Origin of the sequence: Microbacterium sp. NPDC090281 (assembly GCF_044769635.1) — a bacterium.
In the GTDB taxonomy this organism is placed as follows: Bacteria; Actinomycetota; Actinomycetes; order Actinomycetales; family Microbacteriaceae; genus Microbacterium.
In genome coordinates this window covers 1,162,622-1,185,792 of the sequence record NZ_JBIVYH010000001.1, presented here as the reverse complement: position 1 = coordinate 1,185,792, position 23,171 = coordinate 1,162,622, and the positions used below count along the sequence as shown (strand labels likewise).

General features: G+C 68.1%; 18 protein-coding genes. 12 read left to right on the top strand and 6 right to left on the bottom strand.

Annotation, left to right across the window (positions count from 1 at the left end; genetic code table 11):
* Positions 1 to 108 precede the first annotated feature (108 nt).
* A complete protein-coding gene (locus ACIQTX_RS05615; protein ID WP_402969970.1) occupies positions 109 to 852 on the top strand; it encodes a GntR family transcriptional regulator in 744 nt (247 codons plus the stop codon).
* Positions 853 to 1,108: 256 nt separating this feature from the next.
* On the opposite strand, the gene ACIQTX_RS05610 is transcribed toward ACIQTX_RS05615, so the two are convergent.
* Entirely contained in the window at positions 1,109 to 2,251 is a 1,143-nt protein-coding gene (locus ACIQTX_RS05610; RefSeq protein ID WP_402969967.1) for a sensor histidine kinase, read from the bottom strand.
* Positions 2,252 to 2,478: 227 nt separating this feature from the next.
* Here ACIQTX_RS05610 and ACIQTX_RS05605 point away from each other — a divergent pair, with 227 nt between their 5' ends.
* On the top strand, positions 2,479 to 3,135 hold the full coding sequence (locus ACIQTX_RS05605; RefSeq protein WP_402969964.1) for a response regulator: 657 nt from the start codon (positions 2,479 to 2,481) through the stop codon (positions 3,133 to 3,135).
* Between the two features lie 255 nt (positions 3,136 to 3,390).
* Here ACIQTX_RS05605 and ACIQTX_RS05600 read toward each other — a convergent pair whose 3' ends face one another.
* Together ACIQTX_RS05600 and ACIQTX_RS05595 are read right to left on the bottom strand one after the other, a co-directional pair.
* Positions 3,391 to 4,254, bottom strand: coding sequence for an EamA family transporter (locus ACIQTX_RS05600; protein WP_402969961.1), 864 nt, complete (start codon positions 4,252 to 4,254; stop codon positions 3,391 to 3,393).
* Between the two features lie 237 nt (positions 4,255 to 4,491).
* Complete coding sequence (locus ACIQTX_RS05595; RefSeq protein ID WP_402969958.1) at positions 4,492 to 10,032, bottom strand: hypothetical protein; 5,541 nt, start codon at positions 10,030 to 10,032, stop codon at positions 4,492 to 4,494.
* 154 nt (positions 10,033 to 10,186) lie between these two features.
* Between ACIQTX_RS05595 and ACIQTX_RS05590 the strand changes: the two genes are divergently transcribed.
* The 3 genes from ACIQTX_RS05590 to ACIQTX_RS05580 all read left to right on the top strand — a co-directional run bounded on the left by ACIQTX_RS05590 (position 10,187) and on the right by ACIQTX_RS05580 (position 13,540).
* Positions 10,187 to 11,470, top strand: coding sequence for a M18 family aminopeptidase (locus tag ACIQTX_RS05590; protein ID WP_402969955.1), 1,284 nt, complete (start codon positions 10,187 to 10,189; stop codon positions 11,468 to 11,470).
* 67 nt (positions 11,471 to 11,537) lie between these two features.
* Entirely contained in the window at positions 11,538 to 12,980 is a 1,443-nt protein-coding gene (locus ACIQTX_RS05585; protein WP_402969952.1) for a purine-cytosine permease family protein, read from the top strand.
* Complete coding sequence (locus ACIQTX_RS05580; protein ID WP_402969949.1) at positions 12,977 to 13,540, top strand: cysteine hydrolase family protein; 564 nt, start codon at positions 12,977 to 12,979, stop codon at positions 13,538 to 13,540. Before ACIQTX_RS05585 ends, ACIQTX_RS05580 begins: the two co-directional genes overlap by 4 nt.
* Positions 13,541 to 13,545: 5 nt before the next feature.
* On the opposite strand, the gene ACIQTX_RS05575 is transcribed toward ACIQTX_RS05580, so the two are convergent.
* Positions 13,546 to 14,262 carry an MBL fold metallo-hydrolase gene (locus ACIQTX_RS05575; RefSeq protein ID WP_402969946.1) on the bottom strand — a complete coding sequence of 239 codons (717 nt, stop codon included), beginning with the start codon at positions 14,260 to 14,262 and terminating at the stop codon, positions 13,546 to 13,548.
* A gap of 80 nt (positions 14,263 to 14,342) precedes the next feature.
* On the opposite strand from ACIQTX_RS05575, the gene ACIQTX_RS05570 reads away from it, so the two are divergent.
* Both ACIQTX_RS05570 and ACIQTX_RS05565 read left to right on the top strand, forming a co-directional pair.
* Positions 14,343 to 14,867: a TetR/AcrR family transcriptional regulator gene (locus ACIQTX_RS05570; protein ID WP_402969943.1), complete on the top strand. Its 525-nt coding sequence runs from the start codon at positions 14,343 to 14,345 to the stop codon at positions 14,865 to 14,867.
* A 134-nt stretch (positions 14,868 to 15,001) separates the two neighbouring features.
* On the top strand, positions 15,002 to 16,057 hold the full coding sequence (locus tag ACIQTX_RS05565) for an alpha/beta hydrolase (RefSeq protein ID WP_402969940.1): 1,056 nt from the start codon (positions 15,002 to 15,004) through the stop codon (positions 16,055 to 16,057).
* Between the two features lie 28 nt (positions 16,058 to 16,085).
* Here ACIQTX_RS05565 and ACIQTX_RS05560 read toward each other — a convergent pair whose 3' ends face one another.
* A complete protein-coding gene (locus ACIQTX_RS05560) occupies positions 16,086 to 17,459 on the bottom strand; it encodes a pyridoxal phosphate-dependent decarboxylase family protein (RefSeq protein WP_402969937.1) in 1,374 nt (457 codons plus the stop codon).
* A gap of 10 nt (positions 17,460 to 17,469) precedes the next feature.
* Positions 17,470 to 18,177, bottom strand: a complete 708-nt coding sequence (locus ACIQTX_RS05555) for a TetR/AcrR family transcriptional regulator (protein ID WP_402969934.1) — start codon at positions 18,175 to 18,177, stop codon at positions 17,470 to 17,472.
* A 67-nt stretch (positions 18,178 to 18,244) separates the two neighbouring features.
* Here ACIQTX_RS05555 and ACIQTX_RS05550 point away from each other — a divergent pair, with 67 nt between their 5' ends.
* From ACIQTX_RS05550 to ACIQTX_RS05530, 5 genes are read left to right on the top strand one after another with little or no spacing between them, the layout of a single operon-like run.
* Positions 18,245 to 19,285: an agmatine/peptidylarginine deiminase gene (locus ACIQTX_RS05550; RefSeq protein ID WP_402969931.1), complete on the top strand. Its 1,041-nt coding sequence runs from the start codon at positions 18,245 to 18,247 to the stop codon at positions 19,283 to 19,285.
* Entirely contained in the window at positions 19,285 to 21,000 is a 1,716-nt protein-coding gene (locus ACIQTX_RS05545) for an amidase (protein ID WP_402969928.1), read from the top strand. The genes ACIQTX_RS05550 and ACIQTX_RS05545 overlap by 1 nt, the downstream gene beginning before the upstream one ends.
* Before the next feature lie 42 nt (positions 21,001 to 21,042).
* Entirely contained in the window at positions 21,043 to 21,249 is a 207-nt protein-coding gene (locus ACIQTX_RS05540; protein WP_028502586.1) for a hypothetical protein, read from the top strand.
* 30 nt (positions 21,250 to 21,279) lie between these two features.
* Complete coding sequence (locus ACIQTX_RS05535; protein ID WP_105526331.1) at positions 21,280 to 22,131, top strand: tryptophan 2,3-dioxygenase; 852 nt, start codon at positions 21,280 to 21,282, stop codon at positions 22,129 to 22,131.
* Positions 22,131 to 23,171, top strand: coding sequence for a hydrolase (locus tag ACIQTX_RS05530; protein ID WP_402969923.1), 1,041 nt, complete (start codon positions 22,131 to 22,133; stop codon positions 23,169 to 23,171). The genes ACIQTX_RS05535 and ACIQTX_RS05530 overlap by 1 nt, the downstream gene beginning before the upstream one ends.

Here is a 23,171-nt window from a genome sequence, read left to right as displayed (position 1 = left end):
TATGTACCTAACTCGGAAGAGTTCAGAGCTCGTTTACCCAGCATTCTTCTGGATGAACACTCCCGAAACGTGCTCGCGCCGCCCGGGCTGACGAAGTAATGTGCCTATGTGGCAGAAGCTGTGTACACCCAGATCGCCGATGACCTTCGCGCGCAGATCACTGCGGGCGCGCTGCGTCCTGGTGACGACGTGCCGACCGAGGCGGATCTCGCCGAGAAGTGGCGCACGTCTCGAGGACCGATCCGCAACGCCCTCGCAGCTCTTCGCGGCGAGGGCCTGATCGAGACCAGCCGCGGGCGCCCGGCGCGAGTCGTCGCCCGCAAGGCGAATCAGGCCGTCGACGTCTCGGTGCCGTTCACGCGCTGGGCGCGGGAGCTCGGCGTCGCGCCGGGCGCGCAGACTCAGGAGCTGAGCCTGCGCCGCGCGGGCGAGATGGGGGCGGCGCTCGGGCTCGGAGCGGACGACACGATCGTGAGCGTGGTGCGCCTGCGTCTTCTCGACGGACGTCCGACCATGCTCGAGCGCCTCAACTACACCGAGGTCGCCGGTCGGCGGCTGTTCGAGGTGAACCTCGACGAGGTCTCGATCACGGAGTACCTGTCCTCCGTCGGACACCCGATCGTCACGCTGCAGCACGTGATCGATGCCGTGGCCGCCGACGAACAGGATGCCGCGCTGCTGCGGGTCCCACGTGGCACGCCCATCCTGAGGCTCACCCGCACATCGCGTGACGCGGAGGGACGGATCTTCGAGGCCTCGGAGGATCGCTACCTGAGCGAGGTCGTGCGGTTCACGGTCGCAGCATCCGGAATCTCCACCGACGGACACTACATGCGGGCGGTCGGCGCGTAGCGGAGCACGCGAGAAGCGGCCGCTCGGAGGCCGGAGATCGGCCGTTAACACAGAAAGGCGATCGCGAGCGCGCAAAGTGTTTCAGAAGCCAGAAAGACCGCGCTCGCGATCGCAGCGCTGGGGACGCTTTATCTGGGGAGCCTCCAGGATATGACTGCTCACAAGCCGTTTCGAAGGGTCGAACGTCGAGACTCTTCTAGACTTTCGTCTAGGTTCTCGCGGATATCGAAAAGGTGTGCTCACACACTCTAGAGCATCAGACGACCGGAAGTCGGGCCGACACGACCCAGAATCCATCGACTTCGCCGGCACTGAACTCGCCGCTCGCGCCCATGACGCGCTCAGCCATCCGGCCGAGGCCGGTGCGACTGGAGGAGAGCTCACGGCGCGGTGTGGTCGGGAGGGGGCTCTGCAGCGTGAGGTGCGCGACCTCGTCGTCTACCGCGAGGTCGATCTTCACCTCGCCGGGACCTGCGTATTTGAGGATGTTCGTGGCGGACTCGCGCATGATGCGCGCGAGGACGATCTCGACCGCTCGAGGGATGCGCTCATCGGCGGGGTCGCCTTCACGGGCCACGGAATGACCCGCGGCCTCGAACTCGCCCTGCGCCTCGTCGATCGCTGCAACGAGGTCGCCCGTCTGCACGCTGGACGATTGCGGTCCATCATCGGCTAGTTCGATCACGAAGCGGAGATCGGTCATCGCCTTGCGTGCGGCGACGCGGATCGCTTCCTGCGAGTCATTGCTGGTCGCAGGGTCTTCGAGCATCTGCACGTGCAGCGCCACCACCGTGAGGTGGTGCGCGATGCTGTCGTGCAACTCACCGGCGATCCATCGTCGCTCGGCGAGTACGGCCTGACGTTCTTGTTCTGCTCTCTCCTCGAGCTCACGCTCGAGGCGACTCCCCCGGGCGAAGGCGAGCCGCAGGGCGAACCCGACAGCTCCCGCCACCGTGGCGAAGATGAGGAAGAGACCGACGTTCACATCGGTATCAGCGTCGCCGTTGGCGACGACTGCTGCGGCGATGAGGAACGCACCGGTGTACGACAGGATCAGGGAAGTCCACCCCAGCCTCATGACCAGCCCGGCCGCGACAGCGGCGGCGGTCAGAACCTGGGACTCGGTTCCCACGAGAAATGAAGTCGCGAACACGACGCCGAGGGCGCATGTCGCGATGAGCGGATTCCAGAGGTAGAGAGCGAACGCTGCTGTGCATGCGACGCTCACCAACAGGGCGACCGGATTCACACCCGGTGTGGTGAAAAAGCCTATGACGTCCGTGGCGACGGTGATGGTGACGATGACCAAGACGACGATTCGCTCGATCGCGCTGAGCTTCTCGCCCCGAGTCAACCGGAACGAATCCGCGGATCGTCGAGTCGACTGGTCGAAGGCCATGGTTCACTATCTCCTATTCGCCAGGTACGCTAGCGGACGAGACCAAAAAACTTGCCAACCTGCTGCCAGAAAGTCATTACGTTCACCTCCATTATGTAGTCGTTCGTCGATGTCTGTATTCATCTTCTCGGCGATCTTCTCAGGGCACATCTGTCTCAGGTCCAGAGGTTTTTAGCCAAAGGTCTACATGCGGACGATGAGGTGCTCGCGCCGTTAGGCTTCCCCCTATGCAGGAAATCCGTGTCGTGATCGTCGACGACGATCCACTCGTCCGTTCGGCGTTGTCGCACTTCGTCTCCCGCGACCCGGAGATCAAGGTGATCGCGCAGGCAGAGGACGGCCTCGAAGCGATCGCCACCGTCGAACGCGAACAGCCCGACGTCGTGATGATGGACGTGCAGATGCCCGAGATGGACGGCATCGAGGCCACCGGCGTGATCGCCGAGCGCTGGCCGCACGTCCGCGTTCTCGCCGTGACCACCCTCGACGGCAGCGACACCGTGCTTCCGATGCTGAGCGCCGGCGCATCCGGCTACCTGCTCAAGGACTCCAGCGCAGAAGACATCGTCGCAGGCGTCCGCGAGGTGCACAGCGGTGCGAGCTCGCTGTCTCCCCGGATCGCATCGATGCTGATCAAGCACGTCCGCGCATCCACCCCTGTCGCCGCGGATGCCGCTGCTCTCGAGCCGCTCACCGACCGTGAGGTCGAGGTGCTCCAGTGCCTTGCACAGGGCATGTCGAACGCGGAGATCGCCAAGACGCTGATCGTCTCCGAGGGCACGGTGAAAGCCCACCTCGGACGCATGATGTCCAAGTGGCACCTGCGCGACCGCGTACAGATCCTCGTCACCGCCGCGCACGCCGGGCTCGTCAACTTCCGCTGATCAGATGGCGAGCAGGATCTGCTCGCGGTTCCAGCGGAAGATGACGAGGCTCACAGAGTCCGACGGACCATGTCGCGTCACCTCAAGAGCAGGGGTACGGCGGGACATAGATTCCGAGCAACACGCCCACCTGCCACCAGAAGGGCATCGTTGAACAACTCGGTTTCATCGCGACCATCACACTCACTTCCTTGCACCATTGCACCAGAGCGACAATTCGCTACTTGCGTGCATACGCTACAGCGGGACCGTTGATCAGACCGCGAGCAGCACGATCCCGGCGACGACCACGAGCGACGCCGCGATCCGCCAGCCCGGCCGCGATTCCCGCAGCACGAACACCCCGAAGAGACTCACCAGTACGACGCTCACCTCGCGCAGCGGGGCGACAAGCGCCACCGGCGCGATCTGGATCGCCGTCAGCACCAGGATGTACGACAGCGGCGACAGAATGCCGAAGACGAGGATACGGCGCCACTGCGTGCGTCCGAGCGCCCAGACCGCGCCCCAGCGCCTGCGCACGGCAATCGAGTAGAAGGGCACCTGAAGCAGTGTGGTGCCGACCATGAAGGCGACCGGCGAGAGGTTCCAGGTGCGCACCACGTGTGCGTCCCAAATCGTGTAGACCGCGATCGCCACTCCGGTGAGCAGACCGAAGACGATGCCGGGGTCGATCCTCCGAGCACCGCCGCCGCTCCCCCGGTCGACGAGTCCGATCGCGACGACTCCGACGATCACGGCCGCGACGCCGACGAGCGCGATGGCCGACGGACGCTCGCCCAACAGCAGCACGGCCACGATCACCGATAGGAACGGGCCGGTGCCCCGCGCGGTGGCATAGACCGTGGAGAGATTCCCCTCGCGGTACCCCCGCTGCAGCACCGCCATGTACCCGACGTGCAGGACTGAGGAGACAGCGACACCGAGGACGAACGATCCGAGATCGTCGGCACCGAGACCACCCGTGAACGGCACGGCGCCGCCCCACACGACCGTGCTGGCGACGGCGCCCCACCACAGGAACGGAGCTCCGGCCCTGCTGATGCCGTGGGCGATGATGTTCCACGCGGCGTGGGCGATGGCTGCGCCGAAGACCAGGATGAACGCGAGGGGAGACACGACGAGACCCTTCCGTTCGGCGCGCGGCGCGACGAACAGGGTCCTCCGGGCTTTTGTCCTGTCAGATGACGGCTCTCCTGCGGAGGAGGGCCGTGGCGCCGCTCGGACCAGACGGGTGCGAACCCCGGAACCCTAGGCGCTATCGAGACAACCGTAGCGCGCCAGGGTGAACGCCCGGGAAACGAGCAAGCGCCCCGCTCGAACCTCGAGCGGGGCGCTTGGTCAGACGGGCCGGCGTCAGACCTCGACTTCGCGACGTCGCACGCGGGCGATCAGGAACACCAGGGCTCCGATCGCGAGCAGCGCGAGCGCCCAGCCGATCCCGGTGATCACGCCACCGGTCGCCGCGAGTCCGCTCAGGTCGACCGTGGCCGTGGCGGCCGCAGTGACCGTCACGGTCGCACCGATGCCGCTGACGGTGGCGACATTGACGACCTTGGTCGATGCGACATCCGCCGCGGTGAGGACGTAGGTCGCCGGTCCGCAGTTCGCCGTCGCGCCCGGCGCGAGGTCGGGGATCGTGCACGCGATGGCACCGCCCAACTTCGGGTCGTCGATCTTCACGTCGGTCAGCGTCACCGCGCCGGTGTTGGTCACCGTGAACCGGAACGCGATCGTGTCACCCGCATTCATCTTGCCGTCGCGATCGACGTCGACGTAGTCGCCGCCGGTCTTGACGAGGGCGATCGCGGGCTGCGCCACGAGCGGGGTCTCCACGGTGTCGGTGTCGACCGGGGGAATCTCCGAGGTGCCGGTGCCGGTCGCGGTCGCCGTGTTCTCGATCTCACCCGCATCGATCTCCGCCTGTGTGAGGACCGCCGGAGCCCCCGCCGCGCAGACGGTCGACTCCCCCGGGGCGAGCTCGGTCGCATCGCAGGTGACGGCCGCGCCGAGACGCGGATCGCTGACCGAGACGCCCGTGAGGGTCGTGGTGCCCTCGTTCGTCACCGTGAACGTGTAGGCGATCGTGTCTCCGGCATCCGTGCGTCCGTTGCCGTTCGCATCGACGACGGCCGCCGCGGACTTCAGCAGGGAGATGTCGTCGGTGCCGGCGACCCGGAGATCGGCCTCTGCCTCATCTTCGGCGCTGCCGTTGCGCGACTGCCCCTCGACGGTGGCCACATTGTGCACGGTCCCCTCGTCGACGTTCTGCTGCGTGAGCGTGTAGTCGACCGGACCACAGGCGACGTCGTCGCCCGGGTTCAGTTCGAGGCCGACGAGTGCCGGGCAGTCGATGGCTCCGCCGAGCAGCGGGTCATCGAGCACGATGTCGCGGAGGACCGTCGTGCCGGTGTTGCGGATCGTGAACGTGTAGCCGGCCGTGTCACCGGCGCCGACCCTGCCGTCGGCTCCGAGATCGATCGTTCCGGCCGTCTTGGTCAGTTCGATCGCGCTGGTTCCCGTGATGACGACGTCTGCCGATGCGTCATCGGTCACCGGCCCGAGCGGACTCGTGCCGTTCGTCGTGGCCGTGTTGCGGACGATCTCGGCCTCCAAATCGGCCTGCGTCAGCGTGTAGGTGAACGGCCCGCAGTCTGCAGAGCCCCCGACCGCGAGAGCCCCGATCGTGCAGAGCGTGCCGGCACCGAGGAGGGGATCGGAGACCGTGACACCGGCGAGCGTCGTGGTGCCGAGGTTGCGGACCGTGAAGGTGTACTCCACCGTGTCGCCGGCCCCGATGAAGCCGTCGCCGTTGGCGTCGAGCACGCGCCCGACGTTCTTGACCAGGTTGATCGCGGCGGTACCGGTGATGTCGACATCGGCCTGCGCGGTGTCGGACACCGTGCCGATCGGCGCGTTCGCCGTGACGGAGGCTTCGTTGTGCACGAGGCCGCCGTCGATGTCCTCCTGCGTGAGGGTGTAGGTGATAGGGGCGCAGGAGACCGTCTGGCCGGGCGCGAGCGAGACACCGCCCAGCTCAGCGCAGACCACGGTGCCGCCGAGCATCGCGTCGGTGATCACGGCGTTCTGCAGTGTCGTGGTCCCGTTGTTGGTCACGGTGAACGTGTAGTCCACGGTGTCACCGGCGCCGACGGCCGAGTCGCCGTCCACATCGACGACCGTCGCGGGCGTCTTGGCGAGGTTGATGCTGTTGGTCGCCGCGATCGTGACGTTCGCCTCGGCGTCGTCGCTTGCGGGTCCCTGTGTCGACTGCGCCACCACCGAAGCGGTGTTGTGCACCGTTCCGGCGTCCACGTCCGCCTGGGTGAGCGTGTACGAGACCGGAGCGCAGGTGACCGAGCCACCCGGCACGAGCGGTGTGGCGAAGGCGGCGCAGGCCACGGCGCCGCCCAGGAGCGGGTCGGTGATCGCGGCGCTGGTCAGGGTGACGTCGCCGGTGTTGCGGATGGTGAAGGTGTAGGCGACCGTGTCACCCGCGCCGATCCGACCATCAGCGTTGCTGTCGATCGGGGTGCCGACGCTCTTCACGAGCTCGACCTGCGGGGTGCCTGACACCGGGACCGTCACGTTCGACGTGTTGTCGCTCGGGTCGGGGTCGGGAGTCGTCGAGGTCACCGTCGCCGTGTTCGACAGCGTCGTGCCCGCAATCGACGGATCGACCGTTCCACTCACGGTCGCCGTGAAGGTCGCGCCGACAGCGAGGGTGGGCTGGGTGCACTCGAGCTGCGAACCCGTGATCGTGCAACCGGGGGTGGTGCTCGTCGGGCTCAGCAGTCCTGCGGGAAGGGAGTCGGAGACCGCGACGGCTGAGGCGATGCTCGGCCCGTTGTTGGTCACGACGAGCGTGTAGGTCACGAGACCGTTGAGCGGCGCCGGGTTCGCCGAGATCGTCTTCACGATCGCGAGGTCTGCCGACGGGGTCACGGTGACGGTCGCCGTGTCGGTGTTGTTGGACAGGTCGGGATCCGGCGTCCGCGAACTCGCCGTCGCGGTGTTCGTGAGCGCCCCCTCCAGGTGGACGGATGCCGTCACCGTGATCATCGCGGATTCACCGGGCAGGAGGGTGCCGACGGTCCAGCGTGCGTCCTCCGCAGACCAGGTGCCGATGGACGGGGTGGCGCCGGTGAGCATGAAGCCCACGGGCAGGAGATCTTCGACCACGACGCCGGCAGCGGCCGAGGGTCCGCCGTTGGTCACGGTCACCTCGAACGTGGCCACACCCCCGAGCGGCACGGTCGGGGTCGACGTGGTCTTCACGACACTCACATCGGCGTTCGGAGCGAGGGTCACGTTGACCGTCGAGGTGTTGTTGCCGGTGTTCGGATCGGGCGTCGACGAGGTGGTCGTCGCCGTGTTCGAGACGACGCCGGTGGCCGTCGTGCTCCACGTGCCCGTCACCTGGACGACGACGGAGCCGCCCGGAGCGATGTCACCGAGTTCGCATCCGACCGTTCCACCGACGATCGAGCAACCGGGGTCGTTGACGGTGGCATCGAGGAAGCCGGCCGGGAGGGTGTCGGTGAGCGAGGCGCCGCGAGCGACGGACGGACCGCCGTTCGCGACCGTGAGCGTGTAGGTGAAGGCGCTGCCGGGTTCACCGGTCGCGGGTGCCGTCTTCAGGATGCTCAGGTCGGCGCTCTGGACGACCTCGACGTCGACGGAGCTCGAGTTGTTCGTGGTGTCGCGGTCAGCGGCGGGAGCAGCCACCGACGCGGTGTTCGTCACGGTGCCGGCGGGGGCGTCAGCGGCCACGACCGCATGCACGACGACGTTCGCCGGACCGCCGACCGGGAACGAGGCCCAGTTGCACATGATCGAGGTTCCGGTGGAGGTGCAGTTCACTCCGGGCGGACCATCGACACCGGTCACGCTGAATCCGGCGGGCATGGTGTCGACGAGCGCGACGTTGACAGCATCCGACGAACCGAGGTTGCGCACCGCGAGGGTGAAATCGATCGTGTCGCCCGCGGAGACCTGGGCCGCAGATGCGGTCTTGACGACGGCGATGTCGGCGATCACGTCGGGCTGGAAGCTGACCGACGACACGTTGTTCGCGGGGTTCGTGTCCGTGGTGCTCGTGGTCACCGTCGCGGTGTTCTGGAGAACGGCGGTGGCACCGGGGTTGATCTCCACCACGACGAAGGTCTCGACGGAGCTCGCCCCTGGAGCGAGCGTGCCCACCTGACAGGTGAGCATCGACGCCTGGGCTGTACACGTTCCCTGTCCAGGGTCGGCGCTGATGAAGGTCGTGTCCGGGTCCAGCGGGTCGGTGACCACGACGTTGCGCGCTTCGGACGGCCCGGCGTTGAAGACCGAGAGCGTGTAGGTCACCTGCTCGCCGGCGACCGGGGTCGACGGGGAGAAGGTCTTGACGATCGAGACGTCGGTCACGGCCGACATCGTGCTCATGACGCTCGCGGTGTTGTTCGCGAGGTTCGGATCGGTGCGGGTGCCGGAGACCGTCGCCGTGTTCGACAGCGCGGCACCGGGGTTGCCCGAGGGCGACAGCGTGCCGGTCACCTGGATCTGCACACTCTGCCCGACCGCCATGTCGGGAACGGCACAGGTCACCGTTCCCGTGACGGTGCAGGTTGCGCCGGGCGAGGTGGCGGTGACGTTCGAGATGCCGGCGGGCACGGGGTCGGTGACCGTCACACCGGTCGCCGTCTGCGGGCCGATGTTGGTGACGCCGATGGTGAAGTTGACCGGCTGTCCTGCGACGATCGGATCGGTGTCGAGCGACTTCGTGATCGCGAGGTCGGCGGCCGCGTTCACCGGCGTCTGCGTCTCCTGGCTGATCGAGGTGCGGTCCTGGCCGACGACGTTGTCTCGGAACGCGACCCGCGCCTCGTTGATGATCGTCCCTGCCGCGGCCGAGAGATTGACCTTCGCATCGAAGGTGTAGCTGGTGCTCGCTCCTACCCCGATGGATCCGCCAGCGGTGGCGGTACCACCGTCGCCGAGGCGCACCTGCACCGTGCGGTTGCCCGATGTGTAGGAGCCGCGGTCGTCGCCGGCGGCATCGGTGAGGTTGCCGGTGCCTGCGCCGCTGATGATCTTGAGCGAGCCGGGGACGAAGTCGATCCCGCTCGCGAGGATGTCGGACGACACCGACTGCAGGGCGGGGTTTCCGCCGCCGTTGTTGGTCGTGACGGTGTAGCGCAGCGTATCGCCGACCTCTGCGGTCGTGCCGGCGCGGTTGAGGTTGGTCACCGACTTGGTGGTGATGAGGCAGGGGCCGGTACCGAACGTGATGTCGTCGAGGAAGTTGCCGACGGACGCATTGCCCCCAGCCGAGCTGACCGCCTCGAACCCGAATCGTGTCACTGTCTGGCCCGCCGGGACGGTGTAGGTGCCCGTGTGGGTGCCCCAGGCCGCCGTGCCGTCTGAGAGGTTGGGGCCGTTCTGGACGAGGGTGCCCGTGGGAGTTCCGATCACGACGCGCATGACATCGGTGCCGGCACGTCCGCGGTGCTTGAGCGACCAGGAGAGCGTCTGCCCCGGCGTCGTCGCCACATCCTGAAAGAGCCTGCTCGGACTGTAGGCGTTGAGCTCGGCGAACTGTCGGCCTGCGGCTGCGCTGACACCGTTGAACCCGCTGCTCCAGATCTCGATGGCGCTCTGCGTGTCCGTCGTGAACCACGCGGGGACCTGAGACTGGTTAAGCAGCGACACCGAGGCGTTCGGGATCACCGGCGCCTCGAAGCCACCGTTCTGAAGCGCGACCGTTCCCTGACAGCTCGTCGGATTCTGCGCTGCCGATGCCGATATCGGTGCGACCACTTCGGTCACCACCGTGAGGCCTGCTGCCAGCAACAGTGCTGATGTGGCCCCGGCGATTGCACGACGGATGGACAGACGTGTGTTCGCACGCATGTGAAGACTCCCCGGTTACCGGAAGGCTCCCCGCCTCCCCCGTTGGCAGGGTAACCCGATTCGGAGGTAATCAGGTAGCCCGAGCCGGAGCCCGAGCCCGAACCGTGACCGCGACTACGCTCGAAGGACCGCTGTTCCTGAGGAAGGTCTCGACATGCCCGTCACCCCCACAGCCCTCGCCCACGCCGAGGATCTCGCCGACTTCGTCGCCGCTTCGCCGTCGAGCTACCACGCGGCCGCCGAGGTCGCACGACGCCTCGAGGAGACCGGGTTCACCCGCCTGCACGAAGAGGACGGCTGGCCCGCTCCGAACGGCGGTCGATACGTCGTCGTCCGCGACGGCGCGGCGATCGCCTGGGTCGTGCCGACGGATGCCGCAGCGATCACCCCGGTGCAGATCTTCGGAGCGCACACCGACTCCCCCGGCTTCAAGCTCAAGCCGCAGCCGACCACGGGTTCGCGCGGCTGGCTGCAGGCAGCGGTCGAGGTGTACGGCGGACCGTTGCTGAACTCGTGGCTCGACCGCGAGCTGCGTCTCGCCGGGCGACTCGCGCTGGCCGACGGCCGTGTCGTGCTGGCTGACACCGGGCCACTGCTGCGGCTTCCGCAGCTGGCGATCCACCTCGACCGCGGCGTGAACAACGGCCTGGCCCTCGACAAGCAGACCGAGACGCAGCCGGTGTGGGGGCTGGGAGACCCGACCGAGGCCGACATCCTCGCCGAACTCGCCTCCTCCGCCGGCGTCTCGGCGTCGGACATCCGCGGCTACGACGTGGTCGTCGCCGACTCCGCACGCGGAGCGGTGTTCGGCAAGGACAACGCGTTCTTCGCCTCGGGCCGCCTCGACGACCTCGCATCCGTGCATGCCGGAGTCGTGGCCCTCGCGGGGCACGAGCCGAAGGCCGGAGGTCCGATCGCCGTGCTCGCCGTCTTCGACCACGAAGAACTGGGCTCGGAGTCGCGCTCCGGCGCGGCGGGCCCCTTCCTCGAAGACGTGCTCGAGCGGGTGTATGCCGGGCTCGGCGCCGACGGGTCTGCGCGTCGCCAGGCCTACGCCTCGTCGTGGTGCCTGTCGAGCGACGTCGGCCACTCCGTGCACCCCAACTACGCAGCCAAGCATGACCCCGTGGTGCAACCGGTGCTCGGCTCGGGTCCGATCCTCAAGATCAACGCCAACCAGCGGTACGCGACGGATGCCATCGGCACGGCATCGTGGCGGAACTGGTGCGAGCGCGCCGGGGTAGCGACGCAGGAGTTCGTCTCGAACAACAGCGTGCCGTGCGGCTCGACGATCGGGCCGATCACCGCGACCCGCCTGGGCATCCGCACGGTCGACGTCGGCATCCCGATCCTGTCGATGCACTCGGCGCGCGAGCTCGCCGGGGTCTCCGACCTGCACGACCTGACCCGCACGACGCAGTCGTTCTTCGCCGGCTGACCGGTTCGGCCGTCATCCGCCCTGCGAAGTCCGCGCGGCGGCGGCGCGGCAGTGCCAGGATGTCAGCATGACGGACATCAAGCCGGGCCTCATCGAGCGCGCGGGCATCGAGATCATCCCCGAGTCGGAGCGCACCGCGAAGCCTCGAGACCTCTTCTGGCCGTGGTTCGCCGCCAACGTGTCGGTCTTCGGAATGTCGTACGGGTCGTTCGTGCTCGGTTTCGGCATCTCGTTCTGGCAGGCGACGGTGGTGTCGGTCATCGGCATCGTGGTGTCGTTCCTGCTGTGCGGGCTCATCGCGATCGCCGGCAAGCGCGGCTCGGCGCCGACCATGGTGCTCTCCCGAGCGGCCTTCGGTGTGCAGGGCCAGAAGGTGCCGGGCATCGTCTCGTGGCTGACCTCGATCGGCTGGGAGACCTTCCTCGCGATCCTGGCCGTGCTCGCCACTGCGACCGTCATCACGCAGCTCGGGGGCGACGGCGACAGTGTGTGGCTCAAGGTCGTCGCGACCGCGATCGTCGCCGCACTGATCGTCACGGCATCCGTGCTCGGCTATCACACGATCATGAAGCTGCAGTCGGTGCTGACGTGGGTCACAGGCGCCGTGACCGTGCTCTACATCGTCCTCGCGGCACCGGAGATCGACTTCGCCGCCGTGCTGGCTCGCCCCGACGGCGGCATCGGCCAGGTGATCGGTGCGCTCGTGATGGTCATGACCGGGTTCGGCCTCGGCTGGATCAACATCGCCGCCGACTGGTCGCGATACCAGAAGCGCACGGCATCCGACGGGGCGATCGTCGCCTGGAACACGATCGGCGGATCGGTGGCACCCGTGATCCTCGTGGTGTTCGGCCTGCTGCTCGGCGGCTCCGACGAAGACCTCATGAACGCGATCGCTGCTGACCCGATCGGTGCGCTCGCCTCGATCCTGCCCGTGTGGGTGCTCGTGCCGTTCCTGCTCACGGCCGTGCTCGCGCTCGTCTCCGGCGCGGTGCTGGGCATCTACTCCTCCGGGCTGACGCTGCTCAGCCTCGGCATCCGCATCCCCCGCCCGTCTGCCGCGGCCATCGACGGCGTGATCCTCACGATCGGCACGATCTTCGTGGTGTTCTTCGCGACCGACTTCCTGGGTCCGTTCCAGAGCTTCCTGATCACGCTCGGGGTGCCGCTCGCCTCGTGGGCGGGCATTCTGATCGCCGACATCCTGCGCCGGAAGACGGACTACGACGAGGAAGCCCTGTTCGACCAGAACGGACGCTACGGAGCCTGGGACTGGACTTCGATCGGCACCATGGTCGTGACGAGCGTGATCGGCTGGGGCCTGGTCGTGAACAACTTCGCCGAGGATGCGGCGTGGAACAACTGGCAGGGCTACCTGCTGTTCCTGATCGGCGGACGCGACGGCGAGTGGGCGTACGCGAACCTCGGTGTCTTCTTCGCGCTGGTGCTCTCGTTCGTCGTGACCTACTTCGCCAGGGCCGGGAAGATCCGGCGCCAGGAGGCTGTATGAGCGCTCAGGCGCCTACCGACAGTTGGCTCGTCATCATCGACCCACAGGTGATCTTCGCCTCCCCCGATTCCGCATGGGGCTCGCCGTTCTTCGCCGAGGCGCTGCCGCGCATCCGCGCCCTGGCGGATGCCTTCGGCGACCGCGTGCTCGTGACGCGCTGGATGCCCACCGCCGACCGCACCACCTCCTGGGGCGCCTACTTCGCCGCCTGGCCCTTCGCTGATCAGCCGCCGACCGATCCGCTGTTCGCCCTCGTCCCCGAGGCGACCGGCCTCTCACCGCACCCGAGCATCGACCTGCCGACCTTCGGCAAGTGGGGGGCCGACCTCGAAGCCGTCGTCGGGCACGGAGCCCACGTCGTCCTCGCCGGCGTCTCGACCGACTGCTGCGTGATCTCGACGGCGCTGGCCGCAGCCGACGCGGGCGCTCATGTGACGGTCGCCGCCGACGCGTGCGCGGGCTCGACGGCCGAGAACCATGCGGCCGCGATACAGGTGCTGGGCCTCTATCCTCCGCAGATCACCGTGAGCGACACCGCGGCGGTGCTCGCCGCGCGCTGACCGCTTCAGGCCGCAGCGGAGGCGCGCACGGCCGCCGCGATGTCGGCAGGCGAACCGTGCCAGGGCGCTCCATGCCCCGGCAGCACCCACGACGCCGAGATGGCGCCCAACCGGTCGAGCGAGGCGAGCGCCTCCTTCGGCTCATCCGTGAACGGGGCGGGCTGAGCGCCGGTGCGACCGGTGAGCACATGTCGGGTGGTCAACGCATCGCCCACGAACACGGCATCCACCGCCGGCACGTGCACCGCGATACTCCCCGGCGAGTGCCCCGGCATACCGATGACGACCGGAGCGCCCGGCAAGTCGAGCACGTCACCGTCGGCGACCTCCGTCACCACGGAGACATGCGGCGTCTGCAGCGCGTTCTTGCGGAGACCGTAGGCGAAGAACCCGAGGGTCGGTCCGATCTTGGCCGGCCCCATCGCGGTCTTGGGCTTCTCTCCGGTGCGCACCCGATGGCTGTCGGCGGCGTGGATGAACACCGGAACGCCCGTCTCTTTACGCAGGCGTTCGGCGAAGCCGATGTGGTCGCCGTCGCCATGGGTCAGGACGAGGCCGCGGATGTCGGACAACGGTCGGCCGATCGCCTCGAGTTCCCGCTTCAGGTCATGCCAGTGTCCGGGAAGACCGGCGTCGATCAGGGTGATGCCTTCGGGTAGATCGATCAGGTACGAGGCGACGATGTCGTTGCCGAGGCGGTGCAGGTGCGGGGCGAGTTTCATGGCGGATCCTCTCGGAATGATTGCGATGGCTACGTTACGTAGCTATCATGGCTATTGTCAATAGCCATCCAGGAGGGCCCATGCCGACACCGGAACGCACATCCACCGAGGAGATCGTCGCGGCGGGGCGCGAGATCCTCGAGGTCGCCGGCCCCTCCGGCCTCACGATGCAGGCCGTGGCGGAGCGCGTGGGCGTGCGGGCCCCCTCGCTGTACAAGAGGGTGCGCGATCGAGACGCCCTGCACGCCGCCGTCGCGGCCGCCTCCATAGATGCGCTCACTGCCAGACTCGAATCAGCCGGCGACGACATCGCCGCACTCGCGTACGCCTATCGCCGCTTCGCGCAGGAACATCCGGAGGGCTTCCGGATCATGTTCTCGATCGCGGCTCCGCACGACGCGCTCGAGCGTTCGGCCGCACCACTCATCCGCGCCGCTACCGCCCTGGTCGGCGACGACGACGCGCTCGACGCCGCCCGCCTCTTCACCGCCTGGGCGACCGGTTTTCTGCAGATGGAGCTCTCCGGCGCCTTCCGCCTCGGAGGCGACGTCGACCGCGCCTTCGAGTACGGCGTGCGCCGGCTCACCGCGGGGATGACCGGCTGAGCCCCGTGGCGGTGGCTCGGGCCGCCTTCGAATCGCGCAACTGGTCGCATTCCACCGTGATTTGCGGCAAGTTGCGCGATTCGAACGACGAGATGAGCACCGGAATACTGGCACACTGAGCGGTGGAGGGGTCCATGAGCATCGACGCACACGCCGAAGAATCCGCACGCCCGAAGCACGTCCGACGCCCCTGGCATCGGACGAAGATCGCGGTGGGAGTGGTCGTCGCCGTGGTGGCCGTGGTGGCGATCGTCGGGTCCCTCACCCCGTGGCCATCGGCCATGATCATCCGCGCTGTCTTCACGAAGGGCGGCGAGGAGACCGCTGCCGAGATGGACAAATACGTCTCCGACACGAAACTCACCGAGAAGCTCGACGTCGCGTACGGCGATGACGGTGCGGACACCACGATGGATCTGTTCCGTCCGGCATCCGCCACGGGCCCGCTGCCCACGGTCGTCTGGATCCACGGCGGTGCCTGGATCTCCGGGGCGAAGGAGAACGTCGACCCGTACCTGCGCATCCTCGCCGCCGAGGGGTACACGACCATCGGCGTGAACTACACGATCGGCCCTGAGGGCGTGTACCCGCTCGCCGTGCACCAGCTCAACGAAGCACTCGCCTACATCGACGCGCATGCCGAAGAGCTCGGCGTCGACGCCTCGCAGATCGTGCTCGCGGGAGATTCCGCCGGCGCGCAGCTGGCCAGCCAGATGGCGACCCTGATCACGAGCACCGACTATGCCGAGATCATGGACATCACACCGGCTATCTCATCCGGCCAGCTCGTCGCGACCGTGCTGAACTGCGGCGTGTACGACCTCGCAGCGCTCGCACGGCTGCAGGGCATCGCCGGATGGGGATTGAAGACCTCGATGTGGGCGTACGCGGGCACGAAGACGTGGGCCGAGGATTCGACCGGATCGACCATGTCGACCGTCGACTGGGTCACCGCCGACTTCCCGACGACCTACATCTCGGGCGGCAACGGCGATGGCCTCACCTGGCTGCAGTCGATCCCGATGGCACAGCGGCTCGACGAGCTCGGAGTCGATGTGACGACCCAGTTCTGGCCCGCCCCGCATGAGCCGCAGCTGCCACACGAGTACCAGTTCCACCTCGACCTGCCCGACGCGCAGACCGCCCTGCAGAAGACCATCGACTTCCTCGACGCGCACACCACGCGCTGAGTCGGCGCGGCGCTCCGACGCCCGCCTTCTACTTCATCGTGTCGAGGATTCCGACGAGGTCTTCGAACGTGGTGAGCGGGTTCAGGATCGCGAAGCGCGTGTTCGGACGCCCGGCGTGCGAGCTCGGCACCACGAACGCCCGCTGCGAGTCGAGCAGTGCCGCCGACCACCGGTCGTAGTCGGCGCGCTCCCACCCTTCCCGCTCGAAAACCACGATCGACAGCTGCGGGTCGCGCACCAGACGCAGCTCCGGCCGTCGGGCGATCTCGTCGGCGATCCGTCGGGTCAGTGCGAGTCCTGCGCTCACGGCCTCGCGGTAGGCGTTCACCCCGTAGGTCGCGACCGAGAACCACATCGGCAGACCGCGCGGTCGCCGGGTGAGCTGGATCGAGTAGTCCGAGGGACTGAACTCGTCGACGTCGGTCAGGATGTCGAGGTACTCGGCGTGCTGCGTGTGCGCCCGGCGCCCGCTGTCGGGGTCGCGGTAGATCAGGGCACAGCAGTCGAACGGCGCGAAGAGCCACTTGTGCGGGTCGACGATGACCGAGTCTGCACGCTCGACGCCCTCGAAGATGTGCCGAGCCTCAGGGGCCAGCATCGCGGTGAGGCCGTAGGCGCCGTCGATGTGCAGCCAGAAGTCGAACTCGTCCTTGAGTGCGGCGATGCCCTTGATGTCGTCGACGATGCCGAAGTTCGTCGAACCTCCGGTCGCGACCACCGCACAGATCTCGTCACCGTGCTCGAGGAGGGCCTCGCGCACGCCCTCTGCCCGCAGCACGCCGTCGTCGCCGGCCGGGACCAGCAGCACATCGACGTCCATGATCTTCGCGGCCGACTTGTTGGAGGAGTGCGCCTCGACGCTGCACAGGATCTTCCACCGGGTCGGCAGATCTCTGCCGGCCGCGACCAGACGAGCCTTGGCGGCCTCGCGCGCGGCGACCAGTGCCGACAGGTTTCCGATCGTGCCGCCCTGCACGAACACCCCGCCCGCAGTGTCGGGCAGCCCGAACTCGCTCGCGAGCCAGGACAGCACCTCGTTCTCGGCGTGCACGGCACCTGCGCCTTCGAGCCAGCTGCCGCCGTAGAGCCCGGATGCCGACACGACCAGGTCGAACGCGATCGCGGCCATGGTCGGCGCCGTCGGGATGAACGACAGATACAGCGGGTGGCTCGTGGTCAGGCACGCCGGCGCGAGGACGTGCTCGAACACGCTCAGGGCGCGCGCGGCGCCGAGCCCCGAGTCGGTGATCGTCGGTCCGACGAGACGGTTGAGCTCGGCCTCGGACTGCGGCTTGTCGAGCGGCACGTCGGCTGCGAGCATGCGGCGGCGAGAGTAGTCGAGCACGGCATCGACGATCGCCGTCGATTCGGGCGAGGCCGCGTGCATGCGCACAGCATCCATGGGCGTTCCTTTACTTGTCATCAGATCGGGAGTCATCAAATCGGGAGTCTGTGGATCGGGCGTCTGTGGATCGGGAGTCGGTGGCGAGCGCATCGGACGTCGCGCTGTCGAGCACAGCGGACAGCGCCCGTCTGGCGAGGTCGGCACGGTCGCGAGGCGCCCACTTCACCAGCGAGTGCGCATTCATGCCGTCGACCATCGCGAGCAGCAGCCACGCGGCGGTGTCGGCACGGCCGGCGGCGATCGCGCCTGCGACGGCGGCACGGGCGAAGATCTCCTCGAGCGCGCTCTGCCACCCGTCCATCTCCTGCCGCACGCGCGCCGCGAGCGCATCGTTGCGGGCACCGAGCGCCCAGGCCTGCACCCAGATGAGGGTGACATCGTCGCGGTCGGCGTCGAGCAGGGTCTCGATCAGGCGCAGCAGACCGGCCCGCAGGTCGTCGGCGTCGTCGAAGGCCGTGTCGTCGAAGGCGGCGATCACCTCGTCACGCTCCGCCGCCACGATCAGCCCGAAGACGTCGGCGACGAAGGTGTCCATCCCCGGCCGGTAGTGCGCGACCAGCGCGGGGGTGACCCCGACGCGGGCAGCGACCGCCCGCACGGTGAGGCTCTCGAGTCCGCTCTCGCGGGCAAGACCGAGCGCACCGTCGAGGATCGAGTGATCGCGCTCCTCCGGCGACATCCGCCGAGCGGCGGTACCTGTTGACGTGGTCTTCATCAGGGGTTACCGTAACACCTGTTGATCGCATGTTCAATAGACGAACGGCAACAGCGAGGAGAACACGATGAGCTGGCGCATGCCCACCGAGACCGCCCGTCACGAGCGCACCTGGATGGCGTTCCCGGCCGAGGGCGAGACCCTCGGCGCGAGCGACGCCGAGCGCGAGGAGGGCTACGCCACCTGGACCGCCGTCGCCCATGCGGTCGCCGAGTTCGAGCCCGTGTCGATGCTGGTCGACCCGACCGAGATCGCGAGAGCCCGGCGCATGCTCAGCGGCAGCATCGAGATCGTGGAGGCACCCGTCGACGAGTTCTGGATGCGCGACTCCGGGCCGACGTTCGTGGTCGACGACGAGCGGCCGGGGGTTCTCGGCGCTGTCGACTGGATCTTCAACGGCTGGGGCGCGCCGGAATGGGCCGAATGGCGCAAGGCCGCGCAGCACGCGCGCATCGTCGCCGGTGCCGTCGGAGCCGAGCTCGTGAGCTCCACGCTCGTGAACGAGGGCGGAGGCATCCACGTCGACGGCGAGGGCACTGTGCTGCTCACCGAGACCGTGCAGCTCGATCCACGACGCAACCCCTACGCCGACAAGCAGCGGATCGAGGCCGAGATGGCCCGCACGATCGGTGCGACCAAGGCTGTCTGGTTGCCCCGCGGGCTCACCCGCGACTATGACGACTTCGGCACGAACGGCCACGTCGACATCGTCGCCACGATCGTCTCGCCCGGACGACTGCTCCTGCACGACCAGCAGAACCCCGATCACCCCGACCATGCCGTCACCCGTGAGCTACGCGCCCTGCTCTCGGAGCAGACGGATGCCGCCGGCCGCCGCTTCGAGGTGATCGGGTTGCCAGCTCCTTCGACGCTGAGTGACGACGAGGGTCCTGTCGACTGGAGCTACGTGAACCACCTGGTCACGAACGACGGAGTGGTGGCGTGCGGCTTCGGCGACGAGAAAGCCGATGCCGCGGCGCGCGAGATCCTCGCCGATGCCTATCCCGGACGCCGGGTCGTCACCGTCGATGCGCGCCCCCTGTTCGACCGCGGCGGCGGCATCCACTGCATCACCCAGCAGCAGCCCGCGCTCGACGGAAGCCGCTGATGTTCGACGTGGTCGAGGCGTCCATCGCCGACCTGCGACGCGCCCTCGAGACGGGCGAGACGACCGCGGTCGAGCTGGTCGATGCGTACCTCGCCCGGATCGCCGCCTTCGACGCGCCCGACACCGAGACCGCTCTGAACGCCGTCGTGGTCGCCAACCCGGAGGCACGGCGGGAGGCCACGGAATCCGACGCGCGCCGCGCCCGGGGGGAGACACGGGGTCCACTCGACGGCATCCCGTACACCGCGAAGGACAGCTACCTGGTGCGCGGACTCACCGCCGCCGCGGGGAGTCCTGCGTTCGCGCAGCTCGTGGCCCAGCACGACGCGTTCACTATCGAGCGGTTGCGTGCGGGCGGCGCCATCTGCCTCGGACTGACGAACATGCCCCCGATGGCCAACGGCGGCATGCAGCGCGGCGTGTACGGCCGAGCCGAGAGCCCGTACAGCACCGCCTTCCTCACCGCGCCCTTCGCCTCCGGCTCGTCGAACGGATCCGGCACGGCGACGGCGGCGAGCTTCGCGGCCTTCGGTCTGGGCGAGGAGACCTGGTCGTCGGGTCGGGGCCCGGCGACCAACAACGCCCTGTGCGCCTACACGCCGTCGCGTGGAGTGATCTCGACCCGCGGCAATTGGCCACTCGTACCGACGATGGACGTCGTGGTGCCGCACACCCGCATCATGGCCGACCTGCTCGAGGTGCTCGACGTGATCGTCGCCGACGACGCCGAGACCCGCGGCGACTTCTGGCGCGTGCAGCCGTGGGTGAAGCTGCCCGCTGCATCCGCCGTCCGCCCGAAGTCGTATCGCGCCCTCGCCGCGGGCGCTGCGCGTGCCCTCGTCGGCGCACGCATCGGCATCCCCCGCATGTACATCAACGCCGACCCGGATGCCGGCAGCGCCGAGAGCCCGGGCATCGGCGGCCCCACCGGCCGGCGCATCGAGACGCGCGCCAGCATCATCGAGCGCTGGGAAGCAGCTCGCCGCGACCTCACCGCCGCCGGAGCGACAGTGATCGAGGTCGACTTTCCCGTGGTGTCGAACTACGAGGGCGATCGGCCGGGCGCCCACACCATCGCCACTCGCGGCCTCGTCTCGCCCGAGTACCTGCACCGCGAGATCGTCGACCTCTCAGCGTGGGCGTGGGAAGACTTCCTCGGGGCGAATGGCGACCCGGCCCTGCACTCGCTCGTCGATGTCGACGGGGCCACGATCTTCCCGCACCCCGATGGCGCACTCCCCGACCGCTACACGGGCTTCGACGACGACATCGCCGAGTATCCCGACTGGGTGCGCGTCAATCCCGACGCCTCGTTCACCGACATGCCCGAGTTCGAAGATGGCCTGCGCGGCCTGGAGGAGACCCGTCGCCGCGACCTCGAAGTGTGGATGGACGTACTGCGGCTCGATGCCGTGGTCTTCCCCGCGGTCGCAGATGTCGGCCCGGCCGACATGGATGTGAACCCGGAGTCCGCCGACCTCGGTTGGCGCAACGGCGTGTGGATCGCGAACGGCAACCTCGCCGTGCGCCACCTCGGCATCCCGACCGTCACCGTGCCGATGGGCCTGATGAGCGACATCGAGATGCCGATCGGCCTGACGTTCGTCGGGCGGGCCTACGACGACACGAAGCTGCTCGGTCTCGCGGCAGCCTTCGAGGCTGTCGGCAGCCCGGGAACCCGTCGCACGCCACCGCCGCGCACTCCCGCGCTCTGAAACTCAAAGCAGAATTCCGGGTCCGCGCCCTAGGTTGATCGCATGGACAACGGCGCGATCTTCTATGTGCTGCTCTTCGGGCCGATGCTGCCGCTGGTCGTGATCATCGCGGCCGTGGTGCTGTTCGGCGTGGGATTCGCGCTCCATGGACTGACCGGCGCGGTGATCCGCACGATCGACGAGACGAGTCGACCACACCGCGAACGTGCGTACGTCAGAAAGCACCAACGTGACATAACACTCCTGTGACGATCGCCACGAAAGTGATATGTTCGGCACATGCACACCGAGAACGAACGCGCCCTCGAATCCGGCATCGTCACCGACCTCTCGGGCCGGATGACGTACGGCTCGTACCTGGCGCTGGACCAGCTGCTCACGGCGCAGCATCCGGTGAGCGAACCCCAGCACCACGACGAGATGCTGTTCATCATCCAGCACCAGACCACCGAGCTGTGGCTCAAGCAGCTGCTGCATGAGCTGTCCTCGGCCCGCGAACTGCTCGCCCGCGACGATCTGCGCGAGGCCCTCAAGCGCATCGCCAGGGTCAAGCGCATCCAAGACGTGATGACGCAGCAGTGGTCGGTGCTCGCCACCCTCACCCCCACCGAATACGCGCAGTTCCGCGGTGCTCTGGGCAACTCGTCCGGGTTCCAGTCCGTGCAGTACCGGGCGGTGGAGTTCGCCCTCGGCAACAAGAACGAGAAGATGCTGAGCGTCTTCGCCGACCACCCCGCCAACCTCGCCCTCCTCACCGCCGAGTGGGAGAAGCCGACGCTGTACGACGAGTTCCTGCGCTTCGCCGCTCGACGCGGGCTGCCGATCCCGACCGAGATCCTCGAACGCGACGTGCGCGAGCCGTACCGGGAGACCCCGGAGCTGGTGCCCGCGATCCGCGAGATCTACCAGGACCCGAGCCGGTACTGGGACCTGTACGAGGCGTGCGAAGACCTGGTCGACCTCGAGGACAACTTCCAGTTCTGGCGCTTCCGGCACCTCAAGACCGTCGCCCGCACGATCGGCATGAAGGTCGGCACCGGCGGCTCCAGCGGCGTCGGGTTCTTGCAGCGCGCGCTGGATCTGACCTTCTTCCCCGAGCTCTACACCGTGCGCACCGAGATCGGCCGCTGATGCACGCCGCGACGTTCTTCGACGGGTTCGGGTGGCGCGAGGGCGTCGTCGAGCTCGTCGACGGGCGTGTGCGGCTGCGCGAAGAGGTCCCGACCGCCGGACTCTCCCGCATCGAAGGCGTCATCATCGGAGGGTTCACCGACCACCACGTGCACCTGCAGCTGGTGGATCACGCCCTGTTGGCGGGCTCCCGTCTCGGCCGCGTGGTCGACCTCGGCGGAAACCCCGAAGTGCTGCGCCGGCTCGCCGTGCACAACTCCGGAGGAACACCCTCCGACCGGTCCGCCACGGGCGAATCCGGCCCGGCCTGTGCTCGTGCTCCTGAGATACCAACGCGGCAGGCGGTAGAGATCGACTTCGCCGGCGCGTTCCTGACCGCTCCGGGCGGTTATCCCTCCGACCGTGACTGGGCGCCAGACGGTTCGGTGCGTGAGATCGCCGACGTGGATGCCGCGGTCGAAGCCGTGGCGGAGATGGCGGATGCCGGCGCCTCCTGTATCAAGGTCACCAGCAACAGCACCGCAGGACCTGTCTTCACCGACGACCTCTTCCGCCGGATCGTCGGACTCGCCGCCGACCGCGGCCTCCTCGTCGTCGCGCACGCCGAGGGTGCGGGCGAAGCGCAGCGCGTGGTCCGTCTCGGCGCGGCACGTCTCGCCCATGCCCCGTTCACGGAGCGCCTCGACGACGACGAGATCGCGCGCCAGGCGGGCTCCGCCTCATGGATCTCGACCCTGGCGATCCACGACGACCCGGAACGTGCGATCGCGGTCGACAACGTGCGCCGCTTCCACGCCGCCGGCGGCACCGTGCTCTATGGCACCGACCTGGGCAACGGGCCGATGCCGGTCGACCTGAACTCGCTCGAGGTCGCCGCCCTCCGCGAAGCCGGACTCGACGACGCCGCTCTCCTGCGAGCGCTCGCCCCCGTGGACCCGCTCGACCCCACCTCCGCTCTCCTGCTGCTTCCCGACGGAACCCCCTCGTCGGCCGATCCGCTCGACGCCCGCCCCCTCACCCCCGCAGACCTGAAGGTGTGA